Origin of the sequence: Actinophytocola gossypii, assembly GCF_025165815.1 — a bacterium.
Lineage (GTDB): Bacteria > Actinomycetota > Actinomycetes > Mycobacteriales > Pseudonocardiaceae > Actinophytocola > Actinophytocola gossypii.
Genome location: NZ_JAFFZE010000018.1, coordinates 22384 through 45414 on the forward strand (window position 1 = coordinate 22384; position 23031 = coordinate 45414).

Annotated in this window: 22 protein-coding genes; 6 read left to right on the forward strand and 16 right to left on the reverse strand. The window is 71.9% G+C overall.

The genetic code is table 11. The features are described from left to right. Window positions 1–20: 20 nt before the first annotated feature. From JT362_RS25070 to JT362_RS25080, 3 genes are all read right to left on the reverse strand, one after another. The gene (locus JT362_RS25070; RefSeq protein ID WP_260194179.1) at window positions 21–1502 is read right to left on the reverse strand and encodes a serine/threonine-protein kinase; all 1482 of its coding nucleotides are present in this window, start codon (window positions 1500–1502) and stop codon (window positions 21–23) included. A gap of 97 nt (window positions 1503–1599) precedes the next feature. Next, window positions 1600–1944 (reverse strand): MmcQ/YjbR family DNA-binding protein, encoded by a 345-nt coding sequence (locus JT362_RS25075; protein ID WP_260194180.1) that lies wholly within the window; start codon window positions 1942–1944, stop codon window positions 1600–1602. 46 nt (window positions 1945–1990) lie between these two features. After that, on the reverse strand, window positions 1991–6274 hold the full coding sequence (locus JT362_RS25080; protein WP_260194181.1) for a S8 family serine peptidase: 4284 nt from the start codon (window positions 6272–6274) through the stop codon (window positions 1991–1993). A gap of 173 nt (window positions 6275–6447) precedes the next feature. Between JT362_RS25080 and chsH3 the strand changes: the two genes are divergently transcribed. After that, window positions 6448–7311, forward strand: coding sequence for an enoyl-CoA hydratase ChsH3 (gene chsH3 / locus JT362_RS25085; protein ID WP_260194182.1), 864 nt, complete (start codon window positions 6448–6450; stop codon window positions 7309–7311). Here chsH3 and JT362_RS25090 read toward each other — a convergent pair. Next, window positions 7292–8329, reverse strand: a complete 1038-nt coding sequence (locus JT362_RS25090; RefSeq protein WP_260194183.1) for a dihydrofolate reductase family protein — start codon at window positions 8327–8329, stop codon at window positions 7292–7294. The genes chsH3 and JT362_RS25090 overlap by 20 nt on opposite strands. Here JT362_RS25090 and JT362_RS25095 point away from each other — a divergent pair. Continuing rightward, complete coding sequence (locus tag JT362_RS25095; RefSeq protein WP_260194184.1) at window positions 8328–8834, forward strand: cupin domain-containing protein; 507 nt, start codon at window positions 8328–8330, stop codon at window positions 8832–8834. The genes JT362_RS25090 and JT362_RS25095 overlap by 2 nt on opposite strands. On the opposite strand, the gene JT362_RS25100 is transcribed toward JT362_RS25095, so the two are convergent. The 6 genes from JT362_RS25100 to JT362_RS25125 all read right to left on the reverse strand — a co-directional run bounded on the left by JT362_RS25100 (window position 8835) and on the right by JT362_RS25125 (window position 14444). Continuing rightward, on the reverse strand, window positions 8835–9590 hold the full coding sequence (locus JT362_RS25100; protein ID WP_260194185.1) for a sugar isomerase domain-containing protein: 756 nt from the start codon (window positions 9588–9590) through the stop codon (window positions 8835–8837). Beyond that, window positions 9587–10225 (reverse strand): TetR/AcrR family transcriptional regulator, encoded by a 639-nt coding sequence (locus JT362_RS25105; RefSeq protein ID WP_260194186.1) that lies wholly within the window; start codon window positions 10223–10225, stop codon window positions 9587–9589. The genes JT362_RS25100 and JT362_RS25105 overlap by 4 nt, the downstream gene beginning before the upstream one ends. 71 nt (window positions 10226–10296) lie before the next feature. Further along, entirely contained in the window at window positions 10297–11646 is a 1350-nt protein-coding gene (gene accC, locus JT362_RS25110) for an acetyl-CoA carboxylase biotin carboxylase subunit (RefSeq protein ID WP_260194187.1), read from the reverse strand. 10 nt (window positions 11647–11656) lie between these two features. Next, entirely contained in the window at window positions 11657–12202 is a 546-nt protein-coding gene (locus JT362_RS25115; protein ID WP_260194188.1) for an acetyl-CoA carboxylase biotin carboxyl carrier protein, read from the reverse strand. A gap of 26 nt (window positions 12203–12228) precedes the next feature. Next, window positions 12229–13914, reverse strand: coding sequence for an acetyl-CoA carboxylase, carboxyltransferase subunit beta (accD, locus tag JT362_RS25120; RefSeq protein ID WP_260194189.1), 1686 nt, complete (start codon window positions 13912–13914; stop codon window positions 12229–12231). Between the two features lie 95 nt (window positions 13915–14009). Further along, a complete protein-coding gene (locus JT362_RS25125) occupies window positions 14010–14444 on the reverse strand; it encodes a MarR family winged helix-turn-helix transcriptional regulator (RefSeq protein WP_260194190.1) in 435 nt (144 codons plus the stop codon). 68 nt (window positions 14445–14512) lie between these two features. On the opposite strand from JT362_RS25125, the gene JT362_RS25130 reads away from it, so the two are divergent. Continuing rightward, window positions 14513–15916, forward strand: a complete 1404-nt coding sequence (locus JT362_RS25130) for an MFS transporter (protein WP_260194191.1) — start codon at window positions 14513–14515, stop codon at window positions 15914–15916. Between the two features lies 1 nt (window position 15917). Here the strand turns inward: JT362_RS25130 and JT362_RS25135 are convergent, their stop codons facing one another. From JT362_RS25135 to JT362_RS25150, 4 genes are read right to left on the reverse strand one after another with little or no spacing between them, the layout of a single operon-like run. Then, entirely contained in the window at window positions 15918–16940 is a 1023-nt protein-coding gene (locus JT362_RS25135; RefSeq protein ID WP_260194192.1) for a M14 family zinc carboxypeptidase, read from the reverse strand. 52 nt (window positions 16941–16992) lie between these two features. Beyond that, the gene (locus JT362_RS25140) at window positions 16993–17718 is read right to left on the reverse strand and encodes a hypothetical protein (protein WP_260194194.1); all 726 of its coding nucleotides are present in this window, start codon (window positions 17716–17718) and stop codon (window positions 16993–16995) included. Beyond that, window positions 17715–18611, reverse strand: a complete 897-nt coding sequence (locus tag JT362_RS25145) for an ATP-binding cassette domain-containing protein (RefSeq protein ID WP_260194195.1) — start codon at window positions 18609–18611, stop codon at window positions 17715–17717. The genes JT362_RS25140 and JT362_RS25145 overlap by 4 nt, the downstream gene beginning before the upstream one ends. Continuing rightward, entirely contained in the window at window positions 18608–18979 is a 372-nt protein-coding gene (locus JT362_RS25150; RefSeq protein WP_260194196.1) for a GntR family transcriptional regulator, read from the reverse strand. The genes JT362_RS25145 and JT362_RS25150 overlap by 4 nt, the downstream gene beginning before the upstream one ends. Before the next feature lie 150 nt (window positions 18980–19129). Between JT362_RS25150 and JT362_RS25155 the strand changes: the two genes are divergently transcribed. The 3 genes from JT362_RS25155 (at window position 19130) to JT362_RS25165 (ending at window position 21891) form a co-directional block, all read left to right on the forward strand. Further along, on the forward strand, window positions 19130–19993 hold the full coding sequence (locus JT362_RS25155) for a sugar phosphate isomerase/epimerase family protein (protein WP_260194197.1): 864 nt from the start codon (window positions 19130–19132) through the stop codon (window positions 19991–19993). Window positions 19994–20009: 16 nt separating this feature from the next. Further along, a complete protein-coding gene (locus tag JT362_RS25160; RefSeq protein ID WP_260194198.1) occupies window positions 20010–21419 on the forward strand; it encodes a M20/M25/M40 family metallo-hydrolase in 1410 nt (469 codons plus the stop codon). 70 nt (window positions 21420–21489) lie between these two features. Then, entirely contained in the window at window positions 21490–21891 is a 402-nt protein-coding gene (locus tag JT362_RS25165; protein ID WP_260194199.1) for a hypothetical protein, read from the forward strand. A gap of 4 nt (window positions 21892–21895) precedes the next feature. Here JT362_RS25165 and JT362_RS25170 read toward each other — a convergent pair whose 3' ends face one another. Together JT362_RS25170 and JT362_RS25175 are read right to left on the reverse strand one after the other, a co-directional pair. Then, on the reverse strand, window positions 21896–22360 hold the full coding sequence (locus JT362_RS25170; RefSeq protein WP_260194201.1) for an FxsA family protein: 465 nt from the start codon (window positions 22358–22360) through the stop codon (window positions 21896–21898). A 40-nt stretch (window positions 22361–22400) separates the two neighbouring features. Then, entirely contained in the window at window positions 22401–22997 is a 597-nt protein-coding gene (locus JT362_RS25175; RefSeq protein WP_260194202.1) for a hypothetical protein, read from the reverse strand. Window positions 22998–23031: the final 34 nt, after the last annotated feature.

Here is a 23031-nt window from a genome sequence, read left to right on the forward strand (position 1 = left end):
CGCCCGTCGAGACTAGCCCCTCACTGTGCCATGGAGTCGACGACGAGCTGGCCACCCTCGCGGCTGACCCGGACGTGACGCTTCTCCTCCACGCTGCCGTCGCCCTTGGTGTAGGTGACGTCGACCGGCACGTTCACCGATCCGTCGGCGTTCGGCGTCACGCCCTGCGCGTTCCGCGAGCTGACACTGCTGTACTGGGACCAGTACTCCTTGAACGCCGCCAGCCCACCGAACTGCGCCTTCGCGTTGCTGGACAGCAGGTTCCACCGCGCCTGCGGGTTGTCGAAGTTGTTGTAGTAGTCGATCACCGTGTTCCCGGCCGCGCTGTAGTCGGTGACCGGGGCGTCCGGAACGATCGGGTTCGCCGGTGGTGGGGAGGACGATTCCTCCGACGACGGCGGCGTGCTCGGCTCGCCTCCGTCGCTCGGCGGCTGGCCGGTCAGCGTCGGCTGGGTACCGGCCTGGTCGGGCGGGTCCTCGGCGCCGGACGAGTTGTTCAGCAGGATCGTGGTCACCACCCCGGCCAGCACCAGCACCGCGGCGATCGCGACCAGCACCAGGTTGCGCTGCGGCTGCCGCACCGGCCGCGCCGGCCGCGGGGTGGTCGCGGCGGTCGGCAGGGCGGCCGTGGCCGGGGCCGTCGCGACGCTCGTGGCGGCCGGGGTGGTCGGCTGGGGGAGGACGGCGACCGGGACCGGCGGGGTGGGGACGGGCGTGGCCGGCAGCGTCGGAATGGCCGCCAGCGTGGTCGCGGCGTCCTGCATGCTCGGCCGCGTCGACGGCTCGGTGCGCATGAGCGAGGTCAGGGTGCCGGCGAGCGGGCCCGCGTTGCGTGCCGGCGGCACGTTGCCCGAGGCCACGGCGTGCAGCAGCGCCAGCGGGTTGGTGTTCGTGCCGAACGGTGGGCGGCCCTCGACCGCGTGGTAGAGCGTGGAGCCGAGCGAGAACACGTCCGACGCGCGGCTCGGGTCCTCGCCGCGGGCGATCTCCGGGGCCAGGTAGGCGGGGGTGCCGGCGATCCCGTTCTGGGTGGTGACCGTGCCGTCGTCCAGCGCCTTGGAGATACCGAAGTCGGTGATCTTCACGGTGCCGTTGTCGGCGAGCAGGATGTTGCCCGGCTTGATGTCGCGGTGCACGATCCCGACCGCGTGCGCGGCGGCCAGCGCGGACGCCACCTGCGCGCCGATCTCGGCCACCTCGTTCGGCGGCAGCGTCCCGCGCTCGGCGAGCACCGCCGACAGACTGCGCGACGGCAGGAACTCCATGATCAGGCACGGGTCGCCGTCGTGCTCGGCGACGTCGAACATGGCGATGGCGTTGCGGTGCTGGAGGCGTGCGGCGATCCGCGCCTCGCGCATCGCCCGGCGGCGGGTCTCCTCGGCCGTGGTGTCGGACAGCGCGTACCGGACCAGCAGCCGCTTGATGGCCACGACTCGGCCGAGGCGCTCGTCCTGCGCCTTCCAGACCACGCCCATCGCGCCGCTGCCGACCTGTTCCTGCAACCGGTAACGGCCGGCGATCAGTGCACCCTTCTCGATGACCAGGAACCTCTCGTGTGCGCGTTCATCCCGACCCCGACCGGGAGTGAGGATATCGAACTCACCCAGCCGGGTAGTACTCGGCGACGACGCGCTTCGGCGCGCGCAGGCGCCACGAGTCGGTGAGCAGTTCGGTCAGCTCGTCGACGTCGACGGCGCCGAAGCGGACGAGGATCATGGCGGCGCCGTCGTAGTGCGAGGTGGTGAAGAACTTCTCCGGGTCGGACGCGATCAGGCCGTGCTTCTCCGACTCGTCGGCCACGAACAGCGCGAGCACGTCGCCCTCCTCGCGGATGCGGGCGAAGAGCTTGTCCTTCACCCGGAAGCCCGGAGTGCCGTACGAGGGCCTCTCGGTGGTGTGCGGCAGCGAGAGGGCCACCCGGCGCACGTCGTCCTCGGTAACCATGAGGACATCGTGACGGCTCCGGGTGGCCCCTGCCAGGATTACCGGCCTACCGCACGCCCACCGGCTCGGTGTCCGGAGCCAGCACGCGCAGCTCGTCGGCGTTGTTGACCGCGATGCCCTCACCGGTGAAGGTGTCGGTCACCGTGAAGGTGCCGGCGTCGCGCAGCAGCAGCGACATCTGCCACGTCCGCGCCTCCCCGGCGGCCACCGAGGCGTCCGCCACGACGGTGCCGGTCAGCGCCTCGCCGTCCCTGGTCAGCCGCACCCGCTGCCACGTGTCGTCGACCCGCAGCCGCAGTACGACGTCCCTCGGCGCGAGCCGGTGGTCCGCCGCGATCCGCACCGTCCAGGCCATCGGCCCGGAGTCGGCGGTGCCGCTGTTGGTCGCCTTCACCTCGAACCGGGTGTGCTTGCCCGGCTCGATCGCGCCTCGGGTGTCCGACACCGTGACGTCGGCCACCGCGGGCGGCCCGACCTGGAGGGTGGCCTCCCCGGTCAGGTCACCGGAGTAGCCGCCGGTGTCCACGTCCAGCGCCAGCCGGTACGCGCCGTCCGGCGTGGCCGGGTCGAGCGTGAACGTGAACGGCCGGGCGTCCCACTCCACCGAACCGGCCCGCACCGGCGTCCCGTCCGGGGCGAACAGGCGCAGGATCGGCTTCAGCTCGTTGGGCGCCGCGGCCCGCACCAGCCCCTCGACGTCCTCCAGCGCGGCCCGCTCGGGCAGCGAGAGGAACGGCCGCACGTCCGAGGCCATCACCGTCGCGAACGGCACGCCGTGCGCGTCGGTGACCGACCAGTCGACGCTGGCCTGGCCGTCCTCGGCGACCGTGACGTCGCCGACCGTGACCGCCGCCGGACCGCCGAACGAGAAGCCGGTGTCGAACGGGTCGATCCAGTCGAGCCCGCCGACCACCGTGCTCGGCACGAACCAGTCCTGCTCCAGGTGCTGGACCTGGTGCACGGTGACCGCCTCGTACCGGTCCAGGGTCGCGATCAGCGTGCCCGGCTCGTAGCGGTACCCGTGCGGCGCGGTGCCGGACGGGCGCAGGAACACCGACCCGGTGTGCCGCGCGTCGGCGGCGTCCAGCTCGATGTTGGCCCGCACGGCGAAGTCGTCACCGATGCTCTGCGCACCGGCCGACCCGCCGGCCAGCACCCGAGGCGCGAACGAGATCGCCTCGTCGTCGATCACGGTGATCTCCCGGTGCAGCAGGTAGCCCGCACCGCCGTCCGCCGGGGTCGGCTTGCGCACCACCAGGGTGTACCGGCCGACCGGGGCCGGGATCTCGAACGACAGGTTGCCCTCGGCGTCGGTCGTGCCGAGCGGACGGACCTGGCCGTCGGCGATCAGCTCGACGGTCGCCCCGGCCAGCGGGCCGACCGCGGCCGCGCCCGGCGCGTTCACCGTCGACGCCGCCAGGTCGACGATCGGCGCACGCACCCGGAACGAGCCGCTGAGCTGGCCCACCTGGACGTCGTACGTGCCGAGCTCCTCCGGGTCGATCGTCCACTCGACGGTCCGGGACTCGCCCGGGTCGAGCTGCACCGGCGTGGTCTCGTGGACCGCGCCGTCGACCCGCAGCACCGCGTTGTAGGTGCCCGCGGTCATGCCGACGTTCTTGACCTGCACCGAGACGTCGACGTTCTCGCTCGCCTTCACCAGGCCGGGCGACACGCTCAGGTCGTGCAGCGCGTAGTACGGCTGGTTCGGGTCGGGCGACGGGGACGCCCAGGTGATCGCGTTGAGGAACAGGTCGGTGGCCTCCGGGGTCCAGTCGACCGGTCCGCGCGTCGACGACGCGCCGTGCGTGGACAGCAGCACGTGCCGGTTGTTCGCCCGCTCGTCGACGCCGATGCCGCCGCCGAGCACGCCGTCCTCGGTGCGCCCGAGGCCGCCGATGATCTGCCGGCCGTCGCCCTCGTAGCCGTCGAACCACGCCACCCACTTGGCCTGGGTGCTGTTGTCGATCGGAATCCGGTCGCCGACCGCGTAGCCGTCGACGATCGGGTGCGCCGAGGTGACCTCGTAGAACGACTCGGCGTCACCACTGGTGGTGCTCGACCCGACCGACACCGGCTGGCCGGTGTGCTCGGACAGCTGCTTGATGCCGTTGCCGGTGCCGAACGCGTGGTCGGTGAAGATCACGCCGGCCCCGTTGGCGTCCGTGGCGTCCAGGAACGCCTGGAAAGCGGCCTGATCGTAGTCGCCCGACATCGAGCCGTAGGCGAGCACGACAGTCGCGTGCTGCGCCGCGTCGGCCAGCTCGTCCCAGTCGTAGTGCACCATCTCGATGCCGCGCGGGGCGAACACCACGTCCCGGTACTCGTTCGCACGGGTGCTGGAACTGTCCACCACCGCCACCGAGCGCGGCGGCACGCCGAAGGAGAAGTCCGCGGTCGCGGACTGCCCCGCGGTCACCGAGACGTCGACCGCGGCCGGTGCCCGGAACGACGAGTGGTCCGCCGCGACCCGGTAGTCGCCCTCCGGCACGCCGGTGATCGTGTAGGTGCCGTCGGCACCGGTCACCGCGGACAGCTCGGCCGGTACGTCGAGCACCTGTACCGTGACGCCCGGCAGGCCGGCGCCGGAGGCGTCCAGCGTCGCCGTGCCGGTGATCTGTCCACTCGGGAGCGCGGTCAGTTCGACCGCGACCGTGGCGAACGAACCCTCCGTGACCTCCACAGTGGACACCGCGCCCTGCTGGTACCCGAACGCGTCGACCGTGATCGAGTACGTGCCCGGCTCGAGCCGCGTGGTGAACGTGCCGTCGTCGCCGGTGACGACTCCGCGGCCGCCGGGCTCGATCGTCACGGTCGCGCCGTCGACCGGGTCACCGGTCGCCGCGTCGGTGACCGTGCCCTCCAGACCGGAGTTCAGCGCGACGAAGCGGGTGGCCTCGAACGCGTTGATCCGCCCGGCGCCGAACCGGGTGTCCGGCCGGTCGTCGGAGTGCCGGTCGTCCCAGAAAGCGGTGTCCGCCAACACGTTCAGCGTGTCGTCGACGGGCAGGGCGCCCGCGGCCGACAGCATCAGCGCGACGACGCCCGCGGTGTGCGGGGTGGCCATCGAGGTGCCGGACAGGGTCCGGTAGCCGCCGCCGGGCGACGCCGAGTACACGTCCGCGCCCGGCGCGGAGATGTCCGGCTTGATCCAGCTGTCCGGCCACTCGGCGGGCGGGTCGGTCCACTGGTTCTTCTGCACCACGCCACCGCAGGAGAAGCCGGCGACGTTGTCGTTGATGTCGGTGGCGCCGACGCCGACCGCCTCGAACACGTTGCCGGGGCTGCCGGTGCCTCCGGTGACGCAGTTGTTGCCGATGGCGAACGCCGGGAACGTGCCGGCGGCCCGCATGGCCCGCGTCGGAGCGATCATCTCCTCGTGGAAACCGTTGGCGCCCAACGACATGTTCACCACGTCGGCGGGTCGCCCGGCCGGGTTGCCGGCCGCGTCGGTCGGTGCGATCGCCCACTGCATGCCCGCGGCGACCTGTGCGAACGAGCCGCCGCCACCGGGGATCACGATGCCGTGCATCATCTCGGCGCCCGGCGCGACCCCGATCGCGGTGCCGGAGGTGGCGCCGCCGTGGATGGTGCCGGCGACGTGCGTGCCGTGGTAGGCCGTGTCGTGCGGGTTCGAGGCCACCAGGCCGCCGGCCGAGTCGAACTCCATCCACCCGCCCGGGTGGCTGGGGTCGCTCGGGTCGTCGGTCACCATCTTGCCCGCGAGGTCCGGGTGGCTGATGTCCACACCGGTGTCGAGGGTGGCGACCCGGATGCCCGCGCCGTCGATGCCGAGTTCGTCCCAGACGCGCGCGGCCTCGACCTTCTCCACGCCCCAGGCCAGGTCGGCGTTCGGGGTGAGGTCCGCGCCGCTCGGCGCCGGGTCCGGCGCGGTGAGCTCGAAGTTGGGGATGACGCGCTCCACGCCGGGGACCGCGGCGAGCGCGTTCAGGGACGTCGTGCTGGCGGGGAACTCGACCAGCAGCATGTTGGTGATCCAGAAGCGGTTCACCACGGTGGCGTCGCCGCTCATGGCCTGCTCGACGGCGGCCTGGCTCTCGGCGGCGTGGTCGCGGAGCGTGTCGAGGACCTCGGTGCGGTCACCGTCGAGGTCGGCGGTGTTCGGGAGCATGAGCAGCGCCCGGACGGCTTCGCCTTCCTCCGCGGCGGCGACCTGTGCGCTGAGTTCCGGTGCGATCGGGGCGGGGGTGGGGGAGTTCGGTTGGAAGGACGGGGAGAGGGTGACGAACAAGCCTGCTGCGGCGGCGATCGCCACCCAGGGTCTTGCCGACGGACGTCGCCGGGATCTGAGCAGGGACGGTCGGGGCATCGTGAGCCTCCTATAGCGCGAGATTTTCGCTCCTTTGAGCATGATCGAAATTTGCCCACCGTCAATGCGCTGCCTGGTCTACTTGCGAACGGCCGGATGTCCTCGTTACACAGAACTTCATCTCGGATTCGTTTCGGTAACGTCTCGGAACCGGCCGACTACGTGGAGGAACCGTGCCCATCGACCCCACCGTCGCCATCGGAGCCGACCTCGGCGCGACGGAGTTCGCCTGGACCAGTGCGGACGTGCTGCTGTACCACCTCGCACTCGGTGCCGGTGCCACTCCGACCGACGAGCGCGAGCTGCGGTACGTGCTGGAGGACCGGCTCCGGGTGCTGCCGACGTTCGGCGTGGTCGCGCCCGGCATCCGCGTCTTCGAGCCACCCGCGCTGCGCTTCCCCGGCGTCGACGTCGACCTGACGAAGGTCCTGCACGGCACCCAGTCGATCACCGTGCACGCCCCCATCCCGCCCGAGGGCCGGGCGGTGGCCCGGTCGCGGATCGCCGACGTGCTCGACAAGGGCAAGGCCGCGGTGATCGTCCAGGAGACCACGGTCACCGCGGGTGGCACGCCACTGTGGACGGCGACGTCCGGGATCTTCGCCCGGGGCGAGGGCGGGTTCGGCGGGCACCGGGGTCCGTCGGCGACGCCGCTGGTGCCGGACCGCGAGCCGGACGCGGTGTTCGAGGCGCCGACCCTGCCGCAGCAGGCGCTGCTGTACCGGCTGTGCGGCGACCGCAACCCGCTGCACGCCGACCCGGAGTTCGCCGCCGCGGCCGGGTTCCCGCGCCCGATCCTGCACGGCCTGTGCACCTACGGCGTGGTCTGCAGGTCCGTCGTGGACGGTCTGCTGGACGGTGACCCAGGGCGCGTGTCGCACGTTGCCACCCGGTTCGCCGGCGTCGTCTACCCCGGCGAGACGCTGCGGATCCGGGTCTGGGCCGACGGCGACCGGTTCGTGGCGACCGCGAGCGCGGTGGAGCGCGACGACGCCCCGGTGCTCACCGACACGGTCGTCACCACAGGTGCCGGTTGACCTCGCGGACCGCGCCGGCCAGCTCCGGCACCTCGACGACCTCGCGGCCGGCGGCGGCCAGCAGCTCGGCGCCCTCGCCGTCGACGAACGTGGCCGGCTCCCGGGCGGCGAACACCACCCGGGGGATGCCGGCGTCCAGGATCAGCCCGGTGCAGGTACGCGGCCGGGACGCCCGTCGGCTGCAGGGCTCCAGCGAGCTGTAGATCGTCGCGTGCGCGAGGCGCGGGTCGGCCGGGTCGAGCCTGGCCAGGGCGGCCTCCTCGGCGTGCACCCGGTCGTCGGTCTCCCGCGAGTACCCGCGCGCCATTTCCTCGCCGAGCGCGTCGACCACGACGGCCCCGACCGCGAACGCGGTGTCCGACGGCGGGCACCGGCGGGACAGCTCGACCGCCTCGGCCAGCCAGTGCCTGTCCACTTCGGACTGTCCGAGTAGGTACCGGTGCAGTACGACGTTCCCGATCTTCCGCACCTCGGCGAGCGTCGCGCGGTGCCCGGTGTGCCACGGGAACCGTCCGTCGTGGACCAGCCGGGGGGCGCGGGCGTCCCCGACGAAGAACGGTGCCACGACCAGGTGCAGCTCGTCGGCGAGGCCGCGGGTGAGGAACTCGGTGTGCACGCTCGTGCCGCCCTCGACCATCAGCCGGCGCACCCCGCGCGCGTGCAGGTCGGCGAGCAGCACGTCGACGTCGGCGTACACCAGCTTCTCCCCGTCGCCCTCGGTGAAGAACGCGGCGTCGGCGGGCAGGTTCCCGGAGCGGCTGAGCGCCACCTTGACCGGGTGTGCCGGCAGCCCGGCGGCGACCCTGGCCGCCCGGCGGGCCGGCGACCGGATCAGCAGCCGGGGGTCGTCGCGTCGGATCGTGTTGGCTCCGACGAGGATCGCGTCACAGCCCGCGCGGACCTCGTCGACCCGGTCCCAGTCGGCGTCGTTCGACAGGACCAGGCGCCGGTCGGTAGCGTCGTCGAGGTGGCCGTCGATCGACATCGCGGCGCTGAGCAGCACAAAGGGACGGTTCATGGTCCGGCCATCGTCCCAGGAGGAGGCAGCGGTGTCCTACACCGGGGACAGCGGCGAGATCAGCGCGACCTACCGGCCGGTCGGCGAGGTGGAGGCCCTGGTCCGTCCCACCGTCACCAACCGGTTCGTGGCCACCGGCGACGTCACCAACCACGAGTTCGGCCTGTTCGAGTACAACATGGCCCCGCGCGCGGGCGGACCGGGCGCGCACTTCCACCGCACGTTCTCCGAGTCGTTCTACGTGATCGACGGCACCGTCCGCCTCTACGACGGCGAGCGCTGGATCGACGCCACGAAGGGCGAGTTCCTCTACGTGCCCCAGGGCGGCGTGCACGCCTTCCGCAACGAGTCCGACGAGCCCGCGTCGATGCTGATCCTGTTCGCCCCGGCCCCGCCGCGTGAGCGGTACTTCCGCGCGCTGGCCGAGCTGAACGACTCCGGCCGCGAGCTCACCCCCGAGGAACGCACCGCCTTCCTCGCCGAGCACGACCAGTACATGGTCTGACTAGTTCGCGGTGCGGCGGATGCGGCCCTCGTAGTGGGCTTCCAGCTTGAGGTTGCGTTCGTGGCCGCCGGGGACGTTGTTCGACACGTACACCGGCGGGGTGGTGCCGCTGTCCAGCAGGAGGCGCACGGTCTCGGCGACGATCATCTGCACGAGCAGGGCGGCGGACAGGGACGACACGGCCCCGGTCGAGGTGCCGTCCGGCATCGGCAGCAGGGTGTCGCCGAGCGGGGCGCCGTTGTCCAGGGTCACGTCGGCCAGGTCGGCCAGCCGCTTGCCGGACGGGTGCTTCGCTGGCACGCCCTGGCTGTGCCGCACCGACGTGATCGCCACCAGCGGGTGCCCGGCGGCCTTGACCACGTGCGCCATCTCGACCACCGACGAGTTCACCCCGGAGCTGGACGCGATCACGAACAGGTCGGCCGGGCGGGGCGCGGCCAGTTCGTAGAGGCGCGCGGCGACGTCGCCCCGGCGCTCCAGCATCGGGTCGGCCAGCACCGACGGGTCCTCGCCGCCGAACTGCACCAGGTCGGACAGGGCGATCCGGTTGGTCGGGACCAGGCCGCCCGCCCGGCCGGCGACCTCCAGCGCGGTCCCCTGCGAGTGACCGGTGCCGAAGGCCTGGATCACCCCGTCGTCCCGGACGCAGGACGCGAACAGCGCGGCCGCCGCCGCGACGGCCTCCTGCGACGTGGTCGCCACCGCGCCGAGCAGGCGTAACAGCTCCGACGCGCTCGTCTCCGCGGACACGGTCACGGTGCCGTCACCGCCGCCGTCGCCACCCGCACGATCTCGGCGATCACGTCGTCGAGCGAGCCGTGGCCGCCGCTGATCGACCAGTGGTGCACCAGCTCGTTCACCGAGCCGATCAGCGCCACCGCGCCCAGCTGGAACGACCGGGGCGCGGCCTCGCCGCGCGCCACCGCCCGCTCGGCCTCGGCGACCAGGAACTCCGCCCAGCGCTCGCGCCAGGCGATCCGGTGCCGCTCGACCGCGTCGCTCACGCCGATGACCTCGACGTAGGTCAGCCTGGCCCAGCGCGGGTCGCTGGCCGTGGTGGTGATGAACGCCCGCACGGCGAGCTCGAACCGCTCGCGCAGCGGCGCGTCGTACCCGTCGGACAGCGCCTTCAGCACGGCCTGGAACGCCTGCTCGATGATGCGGTCGTGCAGGGCCGTCAGCAGGTCCTCGCGGCTGGTGAACTCCTCGTAGAAGTTGCGCGTGGACACCCCGGCCTGGGTGCACAACTTCTCGATCGACGCCGCCGCGTAACCCGTGGTGCCGAACAACTCCAACCCCGCGTGCAGCAGCCGTTCCCTGCGTTCCGCCCGCCGGTCGGCCGCTGATCGGCCGCCGTAGGTGCGGCGCGCGACGGCGCCGGTTCCCGCCATCCGCAAACCCCCAATCGGTCCGAACCAGATTAGTGGCTGCCCGGCGGGCGGGACAACGAAGGTCGGGAACGTCAGGACTCCAGCAACCGCGCCACCAGCGACGTGTCGTGCTTGCCGTTGGCGAAGTCCGGGTCGCGCAGCACGCGGTCCAGGAACTCCCTGGTGGTGTGCACCCCTGGCCCGTCGACGGCGAACTCGGCCAGCGCCCGGCGCATCCGCGCGATCGCCTGCTCCCGGTCCGGCGCCCACGCGATCACCTTCGCCAGCAGCGAGTCGTAGTTCGCCGGCACCTTGTAACCCGTGTAACCGTGCGTGTCGACCCGGACGAAAGGGCCACCTGGTGGGGTGAATTCGGTCAGCAGCCCGGGTGCCGGGGCGAAGTTCCGGGCCGGGTCCTCGACGTTCACCCGGCACTCGATCGCCGCCCCGCGCGGCTCGACGTCCTCCTGCCGCAGCCGCAGCGGCTCGCCGGCGGCCACCCGCAGCTGCTCGGCGATCAGGTCCACCCCGGTGACGATCTCGGTCACGGGGTGCTCCACCTGGATCCGGCAGTTGACCTCCATGAAGTAGAAGTCGTTCTCGGTGTCCACCAGGAACTCGAACGTGCCGGCGCCGACATAGCCGGTGGCCAGCGCGCCGCGCACGGCCGCCGCGCCCATCCGCTCGGTCAGCTCGGTCGGCAGGCCCGGTGCCGGGGTCTCCTCGACCAGCTTCTGGTGCCGCCGTTGCACCGAGCAGTCACGTTCACCCAGATGGATGGCGTTGCCGTGGGTGTCGGCGAGCACCTGGATCTCCACGTGCCGCGCCGACGGCAGGTACCGCTCCACGTACACCCGGCCGTCGCCGAACAGCTGCAGCGCGGTGGCCTTCGTGGTCTGGTAGGTCCTGGCGAACTCGGCCGGCACGTCCACGATCGACATGCCGCGCCCGCCGCCGCCAGCGGCCGCCTTGATGATCACCGGGTAGCCGATCTCGTCGGCCAGCCGCTTCGCCGACTCCGCGTCGGCCAGCGGCTCGACACTGCCCGGCAGCAGCGGCAGCCCGGCGGCGGTCATCGCCGCGCGCGCCGAGGTCTTGTCGCCGAGCTGGGTCATCACCGACGGCGGCGGGCCGATGAACGTGATCCCCTCCGCGTGGCAGACCTCGGCGAAGTCGGCGTCCTCGGACAGGAAGCCGTAGCCGGGGTGGATCGCGTCGGCGCCGGTGATCCGCGCCGCCTCGATGACCGCGGCCGCGTTGAGGTAGCTCTGCTTGGGCGGCGCGGGCCCGATCCGCACCGACTCGTCGGCCATCCGCACCACCGCGGACTCGCTGTCCACGGTGGAGTGCACGGCGACGGTGCGGATGCCCAGCTCACGGCACGCGCGCAACACGCGCACCGCGATCTCGCCGCGGTTGGCGATCAGGATCTTCTCGAACATCGTGCACCCTTCAGGCCGCGAGCTCGGATTCGTCGGTTCCTTCGGCGGCGCCGTCCGCACTGGCGAGGCGGAACAGCGGCTGGCCGTACTCGACGCCCTCGCCGTCGGCCACCAGCACCTCGGCGACCCGGCCGCCGCGTTCGGCCTCAACCGGCAGCATCAGCTTCATCGCCTCGATGATCGCCACCTGCTGGCCGGGGGAGACCTCGTCGCCCTCGGACACGAACGGCGGCGCGCCCGGCGCCGGCGCCCGGTAGAAGGTGCCGACGGTGGCCGCGTTCAGCGTCGGGCCGGCCGGGGCGGCGGGCGCGGCCGGGACGGGCGCTGGCACCAGTGGCACCACGGCCCCGTCCACGGTCGCCGGCGCGACCTGCGGCGGCTGCCAGGCCATCTCCACGGCCACGTCGCCGATCCGCACGTTCAGCGTGCTCGGCGGCTGCGGCGAGGTGGCGAGCAGGTCGGCCGCGGTGTGCCGGACGGCGGCCAGCACCTCCTCGACGGTCCGTTCGTCGGTCTGGTCCGCGCTGCTCACGGCGCGGGGAAGTGGGTGGGTCATCGATCCTGCCCTTCCGGGGTCGGTCTTCAGCTTCCGGTGCCGAACGCGCGGAACCTGGCGCGCCGGCCGGCGATCAGTTCGTCCCGCCCGAGCGGCAACAGCTCCCGCAGGCTCGCCAGCACCTCGGTGCGCAGGTGCTGCCCGGCGGCGACGTTGTCGGCCTGGCTGCCACCGGGCGGCTCCGGCACGATCCGGTCCACGACGCCGAGCCCGAGCAGCTCGGTCGAGGTCATCCGCAGCGCCTCGGCGGCGCGCGGCGCGGCCTGCGGGTCGTTCCACAGGATCGCCGCGCACCCCTCCGGGCTGATCACCGAGTACACCGCGTTCGCGCAGATCAGCACGTGGTTGGCGACGCCGAGGGCGAGCGCGCCGCCGCTGCCGCCCTCGCCGGTGACCACGCTCACCACCGGCACCGGCAGCGACGCCATCAGCCGGATGTTCTCCGCGATCGCGATGGCCTGGCCGTGCCGCTCGGCCTCCTTGCCGGGGTAGGCGCCCGGCGTGTCGATCAGCGACACCACCGGCAGGCCCAGCTTGCCGGCCAGCCGCAGCAGCCGCGCCGACTTGCGGTAGCCGGCCGGGGTCGGCATGCCGAAGTTCCTGGTCGCCAGCTCGGCCGCGGTGTGGCCCTTCTGGTGACCCATGACGACCACCGGCACGCCGGCGATCCGCCCGAGGCCGCCGATGATCGCCGGGTCCTCGGCGCCGAGCCGGTCGCCGCGCAGCTCCTCGAAGTCGTCGAGCAGCAGGCCGAGGTAGTCGGCGGTGGTGGGCCGGTTCAGGTCGCGGGCCCGCTGCACGACCTGCCACGGGTCCCGCTCGCCCTCGGGCGCGGCGGTCTCGCCGACCGGCGGCGCCGGCTCGTCGACCCGGGTGGCCGGCGAGCCCATGGCCAGCAGCCTGGCCAGCGTCCCGCGCAGCTCCTGGCGCGGGCGGATCATGTCGATCAGCCCGTTAGCCAGCAGGAACTCCGCGGTCTGGAAGTCGGGCGGCAGGGTCTGCTTGATCGTCTGCTCGATCACCCGGCGACCTGCGAACCCCAGCCGGGCGCCCGGCTCGGCGATGATCACGTCCGACAGCGTCGCGAACGACGCCGCGACGCCGCCGAACGTCGGATCGGTCACCAGCGTGACGGTGAGCAGACCGGCCTCGTCGAGCCGGCCGAGCATCGCGCTGGTCTTCGCCATCTGCATCAGCGCGATGGCGCCCTCCTGCATCCGCGCCCCGCCGGACGCGGTGACGATCAGCAGCGGAACGCGGCGCTCCAGCGCGGTCTCCCCGGCCAGCGTGATCAGCTCGCCGACCGCGCCACCGAGGCTGCCGCCCATGAACGCGAAGTCCATGACGGCGACGACCAGCGGGTTCCCCTCGATGCTCCCGCTCGCGCACACCACGGCCTCGTCCAGACCGGTGCTGGCTCGGGCGCCGGCGAGGCGGTCCGGGTACGGCTTGGAGTCGGTGAACCCGAGCGGGTCGGCCGAGTGCACCGGCAGGTCCAGGATCGTCACGGTGCCGGGGTCGAGGAGCTGTTCGACCCGGCTGCGGGCGTCCACCCGGCCGTGGTGGCCGCAGTCCGGGCACACCCGGAGACCGCGGCTCAGCCGCTTGTCGTAGACCAGCGAGCGGCACTGGCGGCAGCTCACCCACTCGGCTGGTTCCGCTGAGGTGGCGGACACGGCTGCTGACCCGGTCGAGCTGGCGGCAGCGGTCACGGCGACCCTCCTTGGGCTAGGCGTCGGGACCGAGACTCGCCCGCTGATCTCCACGTCGGCTCAAGGGACGGTCAAGTGTGCCGCCAGCTGTGCCGCTATCCGCGCCGGTCGCGCATGCCCTCGGCGAGGGCCTCGAGCGCGGGCAGCGCGTCGCGGAGCGTGTCGCCGACCTCGGGTGGCAGCCCCTCCAGGATCTTGGCGACGGTCTCGGTCCGCGCGGCGAGGATCCGCTGGTGGGTCTGCCGGCCGGGCTCGGTGGCCTCGAGCTGGACCGCCCGCTGGTCGGCTGGGTCGGGCAGTCTGCGGATCAGCCCGTCGCCGTCCAGCTTGGACACCACCCGGGACACCATCGTCGGGTTGAGCCCTTCCAGCTCGGTCAGCTCGGCCAGACCGAGCGGCCCCCGGTGGGCGACGAGCCCCAGGACCGACGCCTGGGTCGGGGTCAGGTCCTCGCTCGCGGACGCCGCGTTGAACATGCGCGCGAGCCGCCCGATGGCCCGCCGCAGCCGCGCCACTGCCTCGGCATCCACGATGACCTCCTCGGACGTTCGTCACAAACGGATTGCTTGCTTGTCGGCAAGCAAATTATTGTCGAGTCATGCGGACGCGAAGCGTAGGAGACACATCCCACACCGCGTCCTCCGCCGACGGCCCGGATCCGCTGCCCCGCCGCCACCTCGTCTTCGCGGTGGTCGCGATCGCGTTGTTCATGGCGTCGATGGACCAGACGATTGTCGCCACCGCGCTGAACGCGATCCAGACCGACCTGTCCGCCGAGCTGACCTGGAGCGGCTGGACGATCACCGTCTACTCGCTCGGTCAGATCATCGCCATGCCGACGGCCGGCAAGCTCGGCGACCACTTCGGCCGCAAGCGGGTGTTCCTCGTGGGCATCGCCGTGTTCACGCTGGCGTCGCTGGCCTGCGGGTTCGCCGACAACATCTACCTGCTGGTGGCGCTGCGCGCGGTGCAGGCACTCGGCGGCGGCGCGTTCCTGCCGTCCGCGACCGGGATCGTCGCCGAGCACTTCGGCCGGCACCGCGACCGCGCGGTCGGCATGTTCACCAGCATCTTCCCGGCCGGCGCGATCGTCGGCCCGATCCTCGGCGGCGTCATCGTGAGCTGGCTCGGCTGGCGGGCGATCTTCCTGGTCAACGTGCCGATCGGGGTGATCCTGTTCGTGCTGGCCGCCAAGCTCATCGCCGAGTCGCCGCGCAAGCCGGCCGAGCGGGTCGACGTGCGCGGGCTGGTGCTGCTGGCCACGCTGATGCTGGCCACGATGTACGGGCTGACCAACCTCGACCTCGGCCTGGCCAGCCCCTGGTTCCTGGTGCCGGAGGCGGTCGCGGTCCTCGCCGCGGTCCTGTTCGTGCGGCACACCGCGCGGCACCGGGCCCCGTTCATCCCGGTCCGGTTCCTGCGCGGGAAGACGTTCGGCGCGATGAACGTGCTGAACCTGCTGTTCGGCGGCGCCGCGATCGGGTTCGGCGCGCTGGTGCCGCTCTACGCCGAGGAACGCTTCCACCTCGATCCGCTCGCCGCGGGCACCCTGCTCACCGCCCGCGGCGTCGGCATGATCTGCGTCGCCGCGCTGGCCGTGCTGGCGCTGCGCCGGGCCGGGCACCGGATCCCGATGCTGGTCGGGTTCGGGCTGCTGATCGTCGGGCTGGCGATGATGGCGCTGCCGCCGCCGGGGATCTCCGGCTATGCCTGGCTCGCGTTCGCCGCCGGCCTGACCGGCCTCGGCATGGGCCTCGCCGTCCCGGCGACGAACAACGCCGGCCTGTCACTCGCGCCGGACCAGGCGGCGTCGATCGCCGGGCTGCGCGGGATGTTCCGGCAGACCGGGGCGATCATCGCCGTCTCGGTCACCACCGCGGTGCTGGCGAACAGCGCGAACCCGGCGATGTCCCAGGCGCACTCGTTCGTGGTACTGGCCGTCCTGCTCCTCGCGGTGGTCCCGCTGATCTTCACGATCCCGGACCACCGCGGGAGCTGGTGACTCAGTTCCGGATCGGGTCGCCGCGCAGCGGGATGTCGTCGGCGCGGGCCGGGTCGATCCGGTCGACCGAGCCGTCGGCGGCGGTCTGCGCGATGGCCAGCATCGCCACGTACGCCGAGCGGATCTGCTTCTGCTCGAACTCCTGGCCCATCGCCGACAGCTCCAGCAGCACGCTCGCGCTGCCGCGCAGGCCGTAGGCGTTGCGCGCGATGCCCTCGTAGGTCCCGCCGGGGTACTGGCTCACGTACCCGCCGGCCAGGTGGTCGATGGACTTCTGGGCCACCACGGACACCTGCTTGGCCGCGTCGACGGCCTCCGGCGCGACCCCGTCGGCGCTCGGCCAGTACACCGACGCGGTGATCTCCCGACCGTCGTCGTCCACGTAGCGGCCCTGCATGTGGTAGTCGACCACGATGTCCGGCCGGAACTCCAGCCACGCGCGCTGGATGTGCCCCGCCTCGGTGGCCGGGTTGTCCTCCGGCGCCAGGTCCGGGTTGTGGTAGCGGTTGATGTCGTAGCCCTTGCCCCGCTCGCCGTACTCGGGGTCGGCGTCCGGGTCGTAGTTGTAGCGCCAGTCCCGCGCGTGCCCGTCCGGGTTGGCCCGCACGATCACGTCCACGGTCAGCTGGGAGCGCAGCCACCGGTGCCACCCGGTGTTGCCGACCCCGACCGTACGCAGGAACTCCAGCGCCGCCGGTGCGCCGAGCGGCTCGTTGCCGTGCTGCTGGGAGACGTACTGGATGCGCAGCGGGCCGTTCCCGACCCTGGCCGCCCACACCGGACGGCCCTCGTTGGTCTCGCCGATCGTGCGCACGTCGACGCGGCCTCGGCTGCGGTCGGCGAGCTGGTCGAGCCGGCGCCCGACCTCCTCGTTGGACGGTCGCGGGTCGACCTCGTGCCACCAGGTGGCCTTGGCCGGCGGAGCGGGTGCGGGGGCGGGGGCGGCCTGCGCGGGAGCGGCGAGCGTGGTGGCCACCACCGCCGCGGTTGCCAGCGCGAGCAGGGAACGCGGGCGAATACGCATGTACGCAACCTGTCACACGACGTGACGCGCTGACAACCCCGTCACACCCCCGTCACACGGCCTGGGGCTTCATCGGCACGTGCCGGACCATGGCCCAGGCCAGTCCCACGGCCAGCACGAACAGCCCGCAGCTGACGCCGAGCACCGTCGCGTTCGAGAGGCCGACGACGGCGAGGTCGTCCCCGATGAACGGCATGCCGCTGTTGCCGACGACGACCAGGCTCGGCAGCACGACCACCAGTCCGAGCGGGATGGTGAGCAGGCCGTGCCCGGCGGAGCGGAAGAAGCCGAGCCCGATCAGCACCCCCGCGACCGTCCACAGCAGCAGCGTCAGCCAGTAGGTGCCGAAGATGACCGGGTACTGGTCGGCGGCGGTGAACAGGCCGGTCCGGTCCAGCGTCTGCGGCCAGTCGAGGATCGCGTAGAGCGCGCGCTCGACCAGGTAGCACAGGGTGACCAGCAGGGCGGCGAACCCGGAGACCAGGACCGTGTGCGTCACCGCCTGGCCGAAGAACTCCCGCCGGGTGCGCCCGTGCGCGAGCTGCAGCCGCAGGTAGGTGTTGACCAGGTCCAGGCCGAGGCCGAACAGCAGCCAGCGCGGAACCTGGGTGGCCGCGTCGTGCACGACGCTGTCCGGCATCCCGTTGGTCACGCCGACCACCCCGGCGATGATCAGCACCACGACCGTGAACAGCACCCACAACACCGCGACGAACGGCAGGTGCGCGGCGAGCATCACGCGCAGCGTCGGCCAGCGCTTCGCGATCCGGGTGGTCATGGGGTCTCTCCCTGGTGTGCGTTCGCCGGTTCGGTCAGGTGGATGAACAGGTCCTGCAGGGCGAGCGGGCCGAGGTCGAGTCCCGCGGCCTGCGCCCGCGCCCGCCGGTCGGCGTCGAGTTCGCCGTAGACCATCGCGGACTTGGTGCGGCCGAGGCGTTTCTCGCCGAGTACGCGCATGCCGTCGACGAACCGGTCGACCTGTTCGGCGTCCCCGGTGACCGCGGAGCCGGACGCGCGCAGGGCCTCGGCGTCGTCGTGCAGCACCAGCCGGCCATCGTCGAGGATCAGCACCTCCTCAAACAGCGCGCTGACCTCCTCGATGAGGTGTGTGGAGAGGATCATCGTGCGCGGGTGGGCCATCGCCTCGGCGAGCAGCGCGTCGTAGAACTTGTACCGCGACGGCGCGTCCAGCCCGAGGTAGGACTCGTCGAACATGGTCACCGGCGTGCGCGAGGCGAGCCCGACGACGATGCCGAGCGCGGACTGCTTGCCGTGCGAGAGCGTGCCGGCGTTCTTGTCCACCGGCAGCTCGAACAGGTCGACCAGCTCGCGGGCGTAGCCGGCGTCCCAGCTGGGCCGCAGGTGCTCGGCGAACTCCAGCAGCTCCTTGACCTTCAGCCCGGACACCGCGGCGTCGCCGGTGCCGCGCACCAGGCACAGCTGGCCGGTGACCTCCGCGTTCTCGAACACCGGTCGCCCGCCGACGGTCACCGTGCCGCCGCTCGGCTTCCGGTAGCCGGCGAGCAGCGACAGCAGGCTGGTCTTGCCGGAGCCGTTGCGGCCGAGCAGGCCGTAGATCTTGCCTCCGGTCAGCGTGAAGCTCACCTCGTCGAGCGCGGTCACGTCGTCGTACCGCAACGACAACCGTTCCGCCTCAATGAAAGTACTCATGGTCGAATATCCTTATTGGACAGTTCAGTGATCTGCTGGACGAGGTCGGACAGCGGGATGCCGAGTGTTCTGGCCTGCGTCACCATCGGCTCCACCACGTCGGCGAAGAAGCTCTTGCGACGCCGTTCACGCAGGGCCTCCGGGGCGTCCGGGCTGACGAACATGCCGATGCCCCGGCGTTTGTAGAGCACGCCGTCGTCGACGAGCTGCTGGAACGCCTTCGCGACCGTCGCGGGGTTGATCCGGTGGAACGCGGCGTACTTGGTGGTCGACATGACCTGCTCGTCACCGCGCAGTGTCCCGCGCAGCACGTCGGCCTCGATCTGCTCGGCGATCTGCCGGTAGATCGGGCTGCGGTCGTCGAACACGTCCGTTCCTTGGTTCGGTGGTTCATTACTTCACTAATGAACCACAGGGCTAGGGTGGACGTCAAGCCGAGGTTGGGGGCTAGCAGGAAAGCGCTTTCTCAGGTACTTTCCGAGATGTTGGAGCCCCCGGCCAGCAATGGAGCGCACCTGATGGGCCAGACGAGACGAGAGATCCTGCACCTCCTCGGCGGCGCGACACTCGCCACCACCGCGGCCGCCGGCCTCGCCGGCAGCGCGGCCGCCACCCCGGGTCACGGCAACCGGGGCCGCATCCCCGACCGCGGCATCGGCATGCACCTCTACACCGTCCGCGACCTGCTGGCGGACGACCCGCTCGGCACCCTCATGGCGATGAGCCGGATCGGCTACGAGTGCGTCGGGGTAAGCGCGTTCCCCCGCCCGGCCGACGAGATCAGGGACATGTGCCGCGAGGCCCGGCTGAACCCGGTCATCCTGCACGTCGGTCACGGCGACCTGGTGAACAACCTGGAGGCCAAGCTCGCCGACGCGAAGACCATCGGCGTGCGCTGGGTGGTGCTCTCGTCGTTCCCCGGCGACATGTACACCGTCGAGGGCATGGAACTCGGCGCACGGCAGCTCACCGAGGCCGGCCGGGCCGCCCGCGAGCTGGGCCTCGGCGGCGTGCTGCATCACAACCACGGCACGGAGTTCGACGTCATCGGCGGCAAGCAGCTGTACGAGATCCTGCTGCACGAGAGCGACCCGCGCTGCGTCGGCTTCGAACTCGACCTCGGCTGGGCCCACCGCGCAGGCGTGGACAGCCGGTGGATCTTCGCCGACCACCCGGACCGCTTCCCGGTGCTGCACGTCAAGGACCACGACGGCGCGGGCGGCTGGGCCGACGTCGGTCACGGCGTCGTCGACTTCCCGCACATCTTCGAGAAGGCGGGTGTCGCCGGCGTGCGCTACTGGCTGGTGGAGCGCGACGACCAGCCGGCGCCGCTGGACACCGCACGCAACAGCTTCGAGTACCTGGACAACGTGCGGTGGTGAGGGCTAGGCAGGAGGGATGACACAGACTCCCTCCCGCCGAACCTTCCTCACCGCCTCCGTCGCGGCCGGCGGCGTGACCCTGGTCGGAGCGCCCGGGACCGCGACCGGCGAGCCAGGGCACGGCTCCGACCGCCCGCCGCTGCCGCAGCGGCCGAGCCGGGAGCTGCTGGACATCCTGCGCGAGCTGGACCGCCGCCGGATCGAGGCGTCGGTGCGCTCGCTGGTGTCCTTCGGCACCCGGCACACTCTGTCCACACAGGACGATCCGAAACGCGGCATCGGCGCCGCCCGCGACTGGATCCTCGCCGAGCTGTCCCGGTACGCGGAGGCCTCGGACGGCCGGATGACCGTCGAGCCGCAGTCGTATGTCCAGGAGCCGGACGGCGGACGGATCCCGGTGCCCACCAGGATCACCAACGTGGTCGCCACCCTGCGCGGGTCGACCTCGCCGGAGCGGGTGTACGTGGTGTCCGGGCACTACGACTCGCGGATCAGCGACGTCATGAACGCCACGGACGACTCGCCGGGCGCCGACGACGACGCGTCCGGCGTGGCGATCGTGATGGAGCTGGCCAGGGTCATGGCCCGCCGCGAGCCGGCGGCGACGATCGTGTTCGCCGCCGTCGCCGGTGAGGAACAGGGCCTCTACGGCGCCCGGTACATGGCCGTCCGGTACCGGGAGGCCGGGGTGGACGTGCAGGGCATGTTCACCAACGACATCGTCGGCAGCAGCACCGCCGACGACGGCACCCGCGACCCGCGCACGGTCCGGCTGTTCGCCGAGGGCGTGCCGACCGACGAGACCGAGGAGGAGGCCGCGGTCCGCCGTTCGGTCGGTGGCGAGAACGACTCACCGTCCCGGCAGCTCGCCCGCTTCGTGCGGACGGTGGCCGACAACCGCGCCACCGGCATGGACGTGCGGGTGATCTACCGCCGCGACCGCTACCTGCGCGGCGGCGACCACATCGGTTTCCTGGAGCAGGGTTACCCGGCGGCCCGGTTCACCGAGCCGCACGAGGACTACGCGCACCAGCACCAGGACGTACGGGTCGAGGACGGCAAGCAGTACGGCGACCTGATCGAGTTCTGCGACTTCGGGTACATGCACCGCGTGGCCAAGGTGAACGCGGCCACCCTGTGGACCCTGGCCAACGCGCCCGGCACCCCGAAGGGCACCCATGTGCGCACCGACAACCTCACCAACGACACCGTGCTGGTGTGGGAGCGCGGCACCGAGCCGGACCTGGCCGGGTACGAGGTCGTCTGGCGGGAGACCACCGATCCGGAGTGGACCCACGTGATCCCGGTCGGCGACGTGACCGAGACGACGGTGGACATGTCGAAGGACAACGTGTTCTTCGGCGTGCGGGCGGTCGACCAGGCAGGCCGCCGCGGCCCGGTCGCCTACCCGACACCGTTGCGTTGACCACGAGGTAGTGCCGGGCGCCGGGCGTTCAGCCGGCTGAACGCCCGGTACCGACCAAGACGTCGACATCGTGGTCGTCGAAGTTCGCGACCAGCCTGAGACGCCCGCCCAGGGCTGTGACGTAGCGGGTCAGCGTGTCGACCTCCAACTGCCCGACGTCACCGCTCTCGAGCTTGCTTACCCGAAGCTGACCGAGTCGGAAGCTGAGGACGTACGCCTGCGTCCGAGTGCGTGCGTCGGCGCGAGCGCGTTCCAGGTCGCGACCCGTAACCTCGTCGTACCGAGCCTTCTGGCGTCCTACCAGGAACGTCGCATCGCTCAGCCGGCCTCTTCGTGTTGTGGCAGGCGGACCCTCGACGCGGTCGACCATAGCGCGCCCGAGCATGGGGCCTCGTTTCACGAGCAGGTCAATGGCCTGTTCGATCGGTTGTACATCGATGGCAATTCCGCGCAGGAGGACGCGATCGGGTGATGTGCTAGTCGCGGTCCTCGCGTTCCGACTCGATGATCATGGGGGTGCCGGGACGGGGGGCTCGGTCCGGGTACACGACCTCGGAGTCGACCACGATGACCGGGCTGTGCTGGCGCTGACGTTCCGCCGCGCGGCGCAGGACGCGGCGGCGGACCACCGCGCGCGTCGGCGGGAACAGCAGCAGCAACGCGAGCACGTCGCTCACGAAGCCGGGGAACAGCACCAGCGCCGCGGCCACCCCGACGAGCATCCCGTCGACCATCTCCGGGGACGGGTCTCGCCGGCTGCGCAGCGCCTCGTTGAAGGACGTCAGCGTGCGCGTGCCCTGCCGGCGCAGCATCGCCACGCCCACGACGGACACGGCGACCAGCAGCACGATCGTGGTCAGCAGACCGATCGTCTGCCCGATGGCCACGACCACCGCGATCTCGGCCACGAACACCAGCAGCAGGAACACGAACACAGGCATACCCGTACAACGTCCGAACGGCCCGAAACACTCCCGGCGATCACGGCCGTGCGTACACGCAGCCCTCGACGTCGGCCGGCACGGTGTGCGCGTCGGGCAGATCGACCGGCTCGCACCACAGATAGTGCAGGCCGAGGCGTTGCGTGCCCAGCGGCCCGGCGGTCACCGCGAAGCCGTTGCCGAACGCCCAGTCCGGGTTCTCGGCCAGCTCGCCGGACTCCAGGCCGCGCAGCCAGAACTCCTGCAGCGCCCGCTGCTGACCCGGCTCGAACAGCACCAGCCCGAGCCGGTCGTGGGGCTCGATGCCACACGTCGCCCACTCCGCCACGAACGGCCCGTACCACTCGACCCGCGTCGGGCCGAGGTAGTCGGCCAGCTCCGCCGCGTCGGCCTCGGCCGGGTCGGCGCACTCGCCGGTGACCTCGCGCACCCAGGCCGTCAGCTCGTCCATCGACTCGACCGGCTGGCCGAGGGCGGGCGCCCCGACCTTGCCGGCCGGGATGAGCTGGGGATCGTTGTTCGGGGCGCGGTGGTGGCCGTGGCCTCCGACCTGGTCGCCCTGGTCGCCCGGGTCGTCGGAAGCCGAGCACCCGGCCAGCAGCAACGCGCAGGCCAGCGCGCGGACGATGCGCCACATGGTCTCTCCTTCGCCGAAGGACGAGCATTTGGGA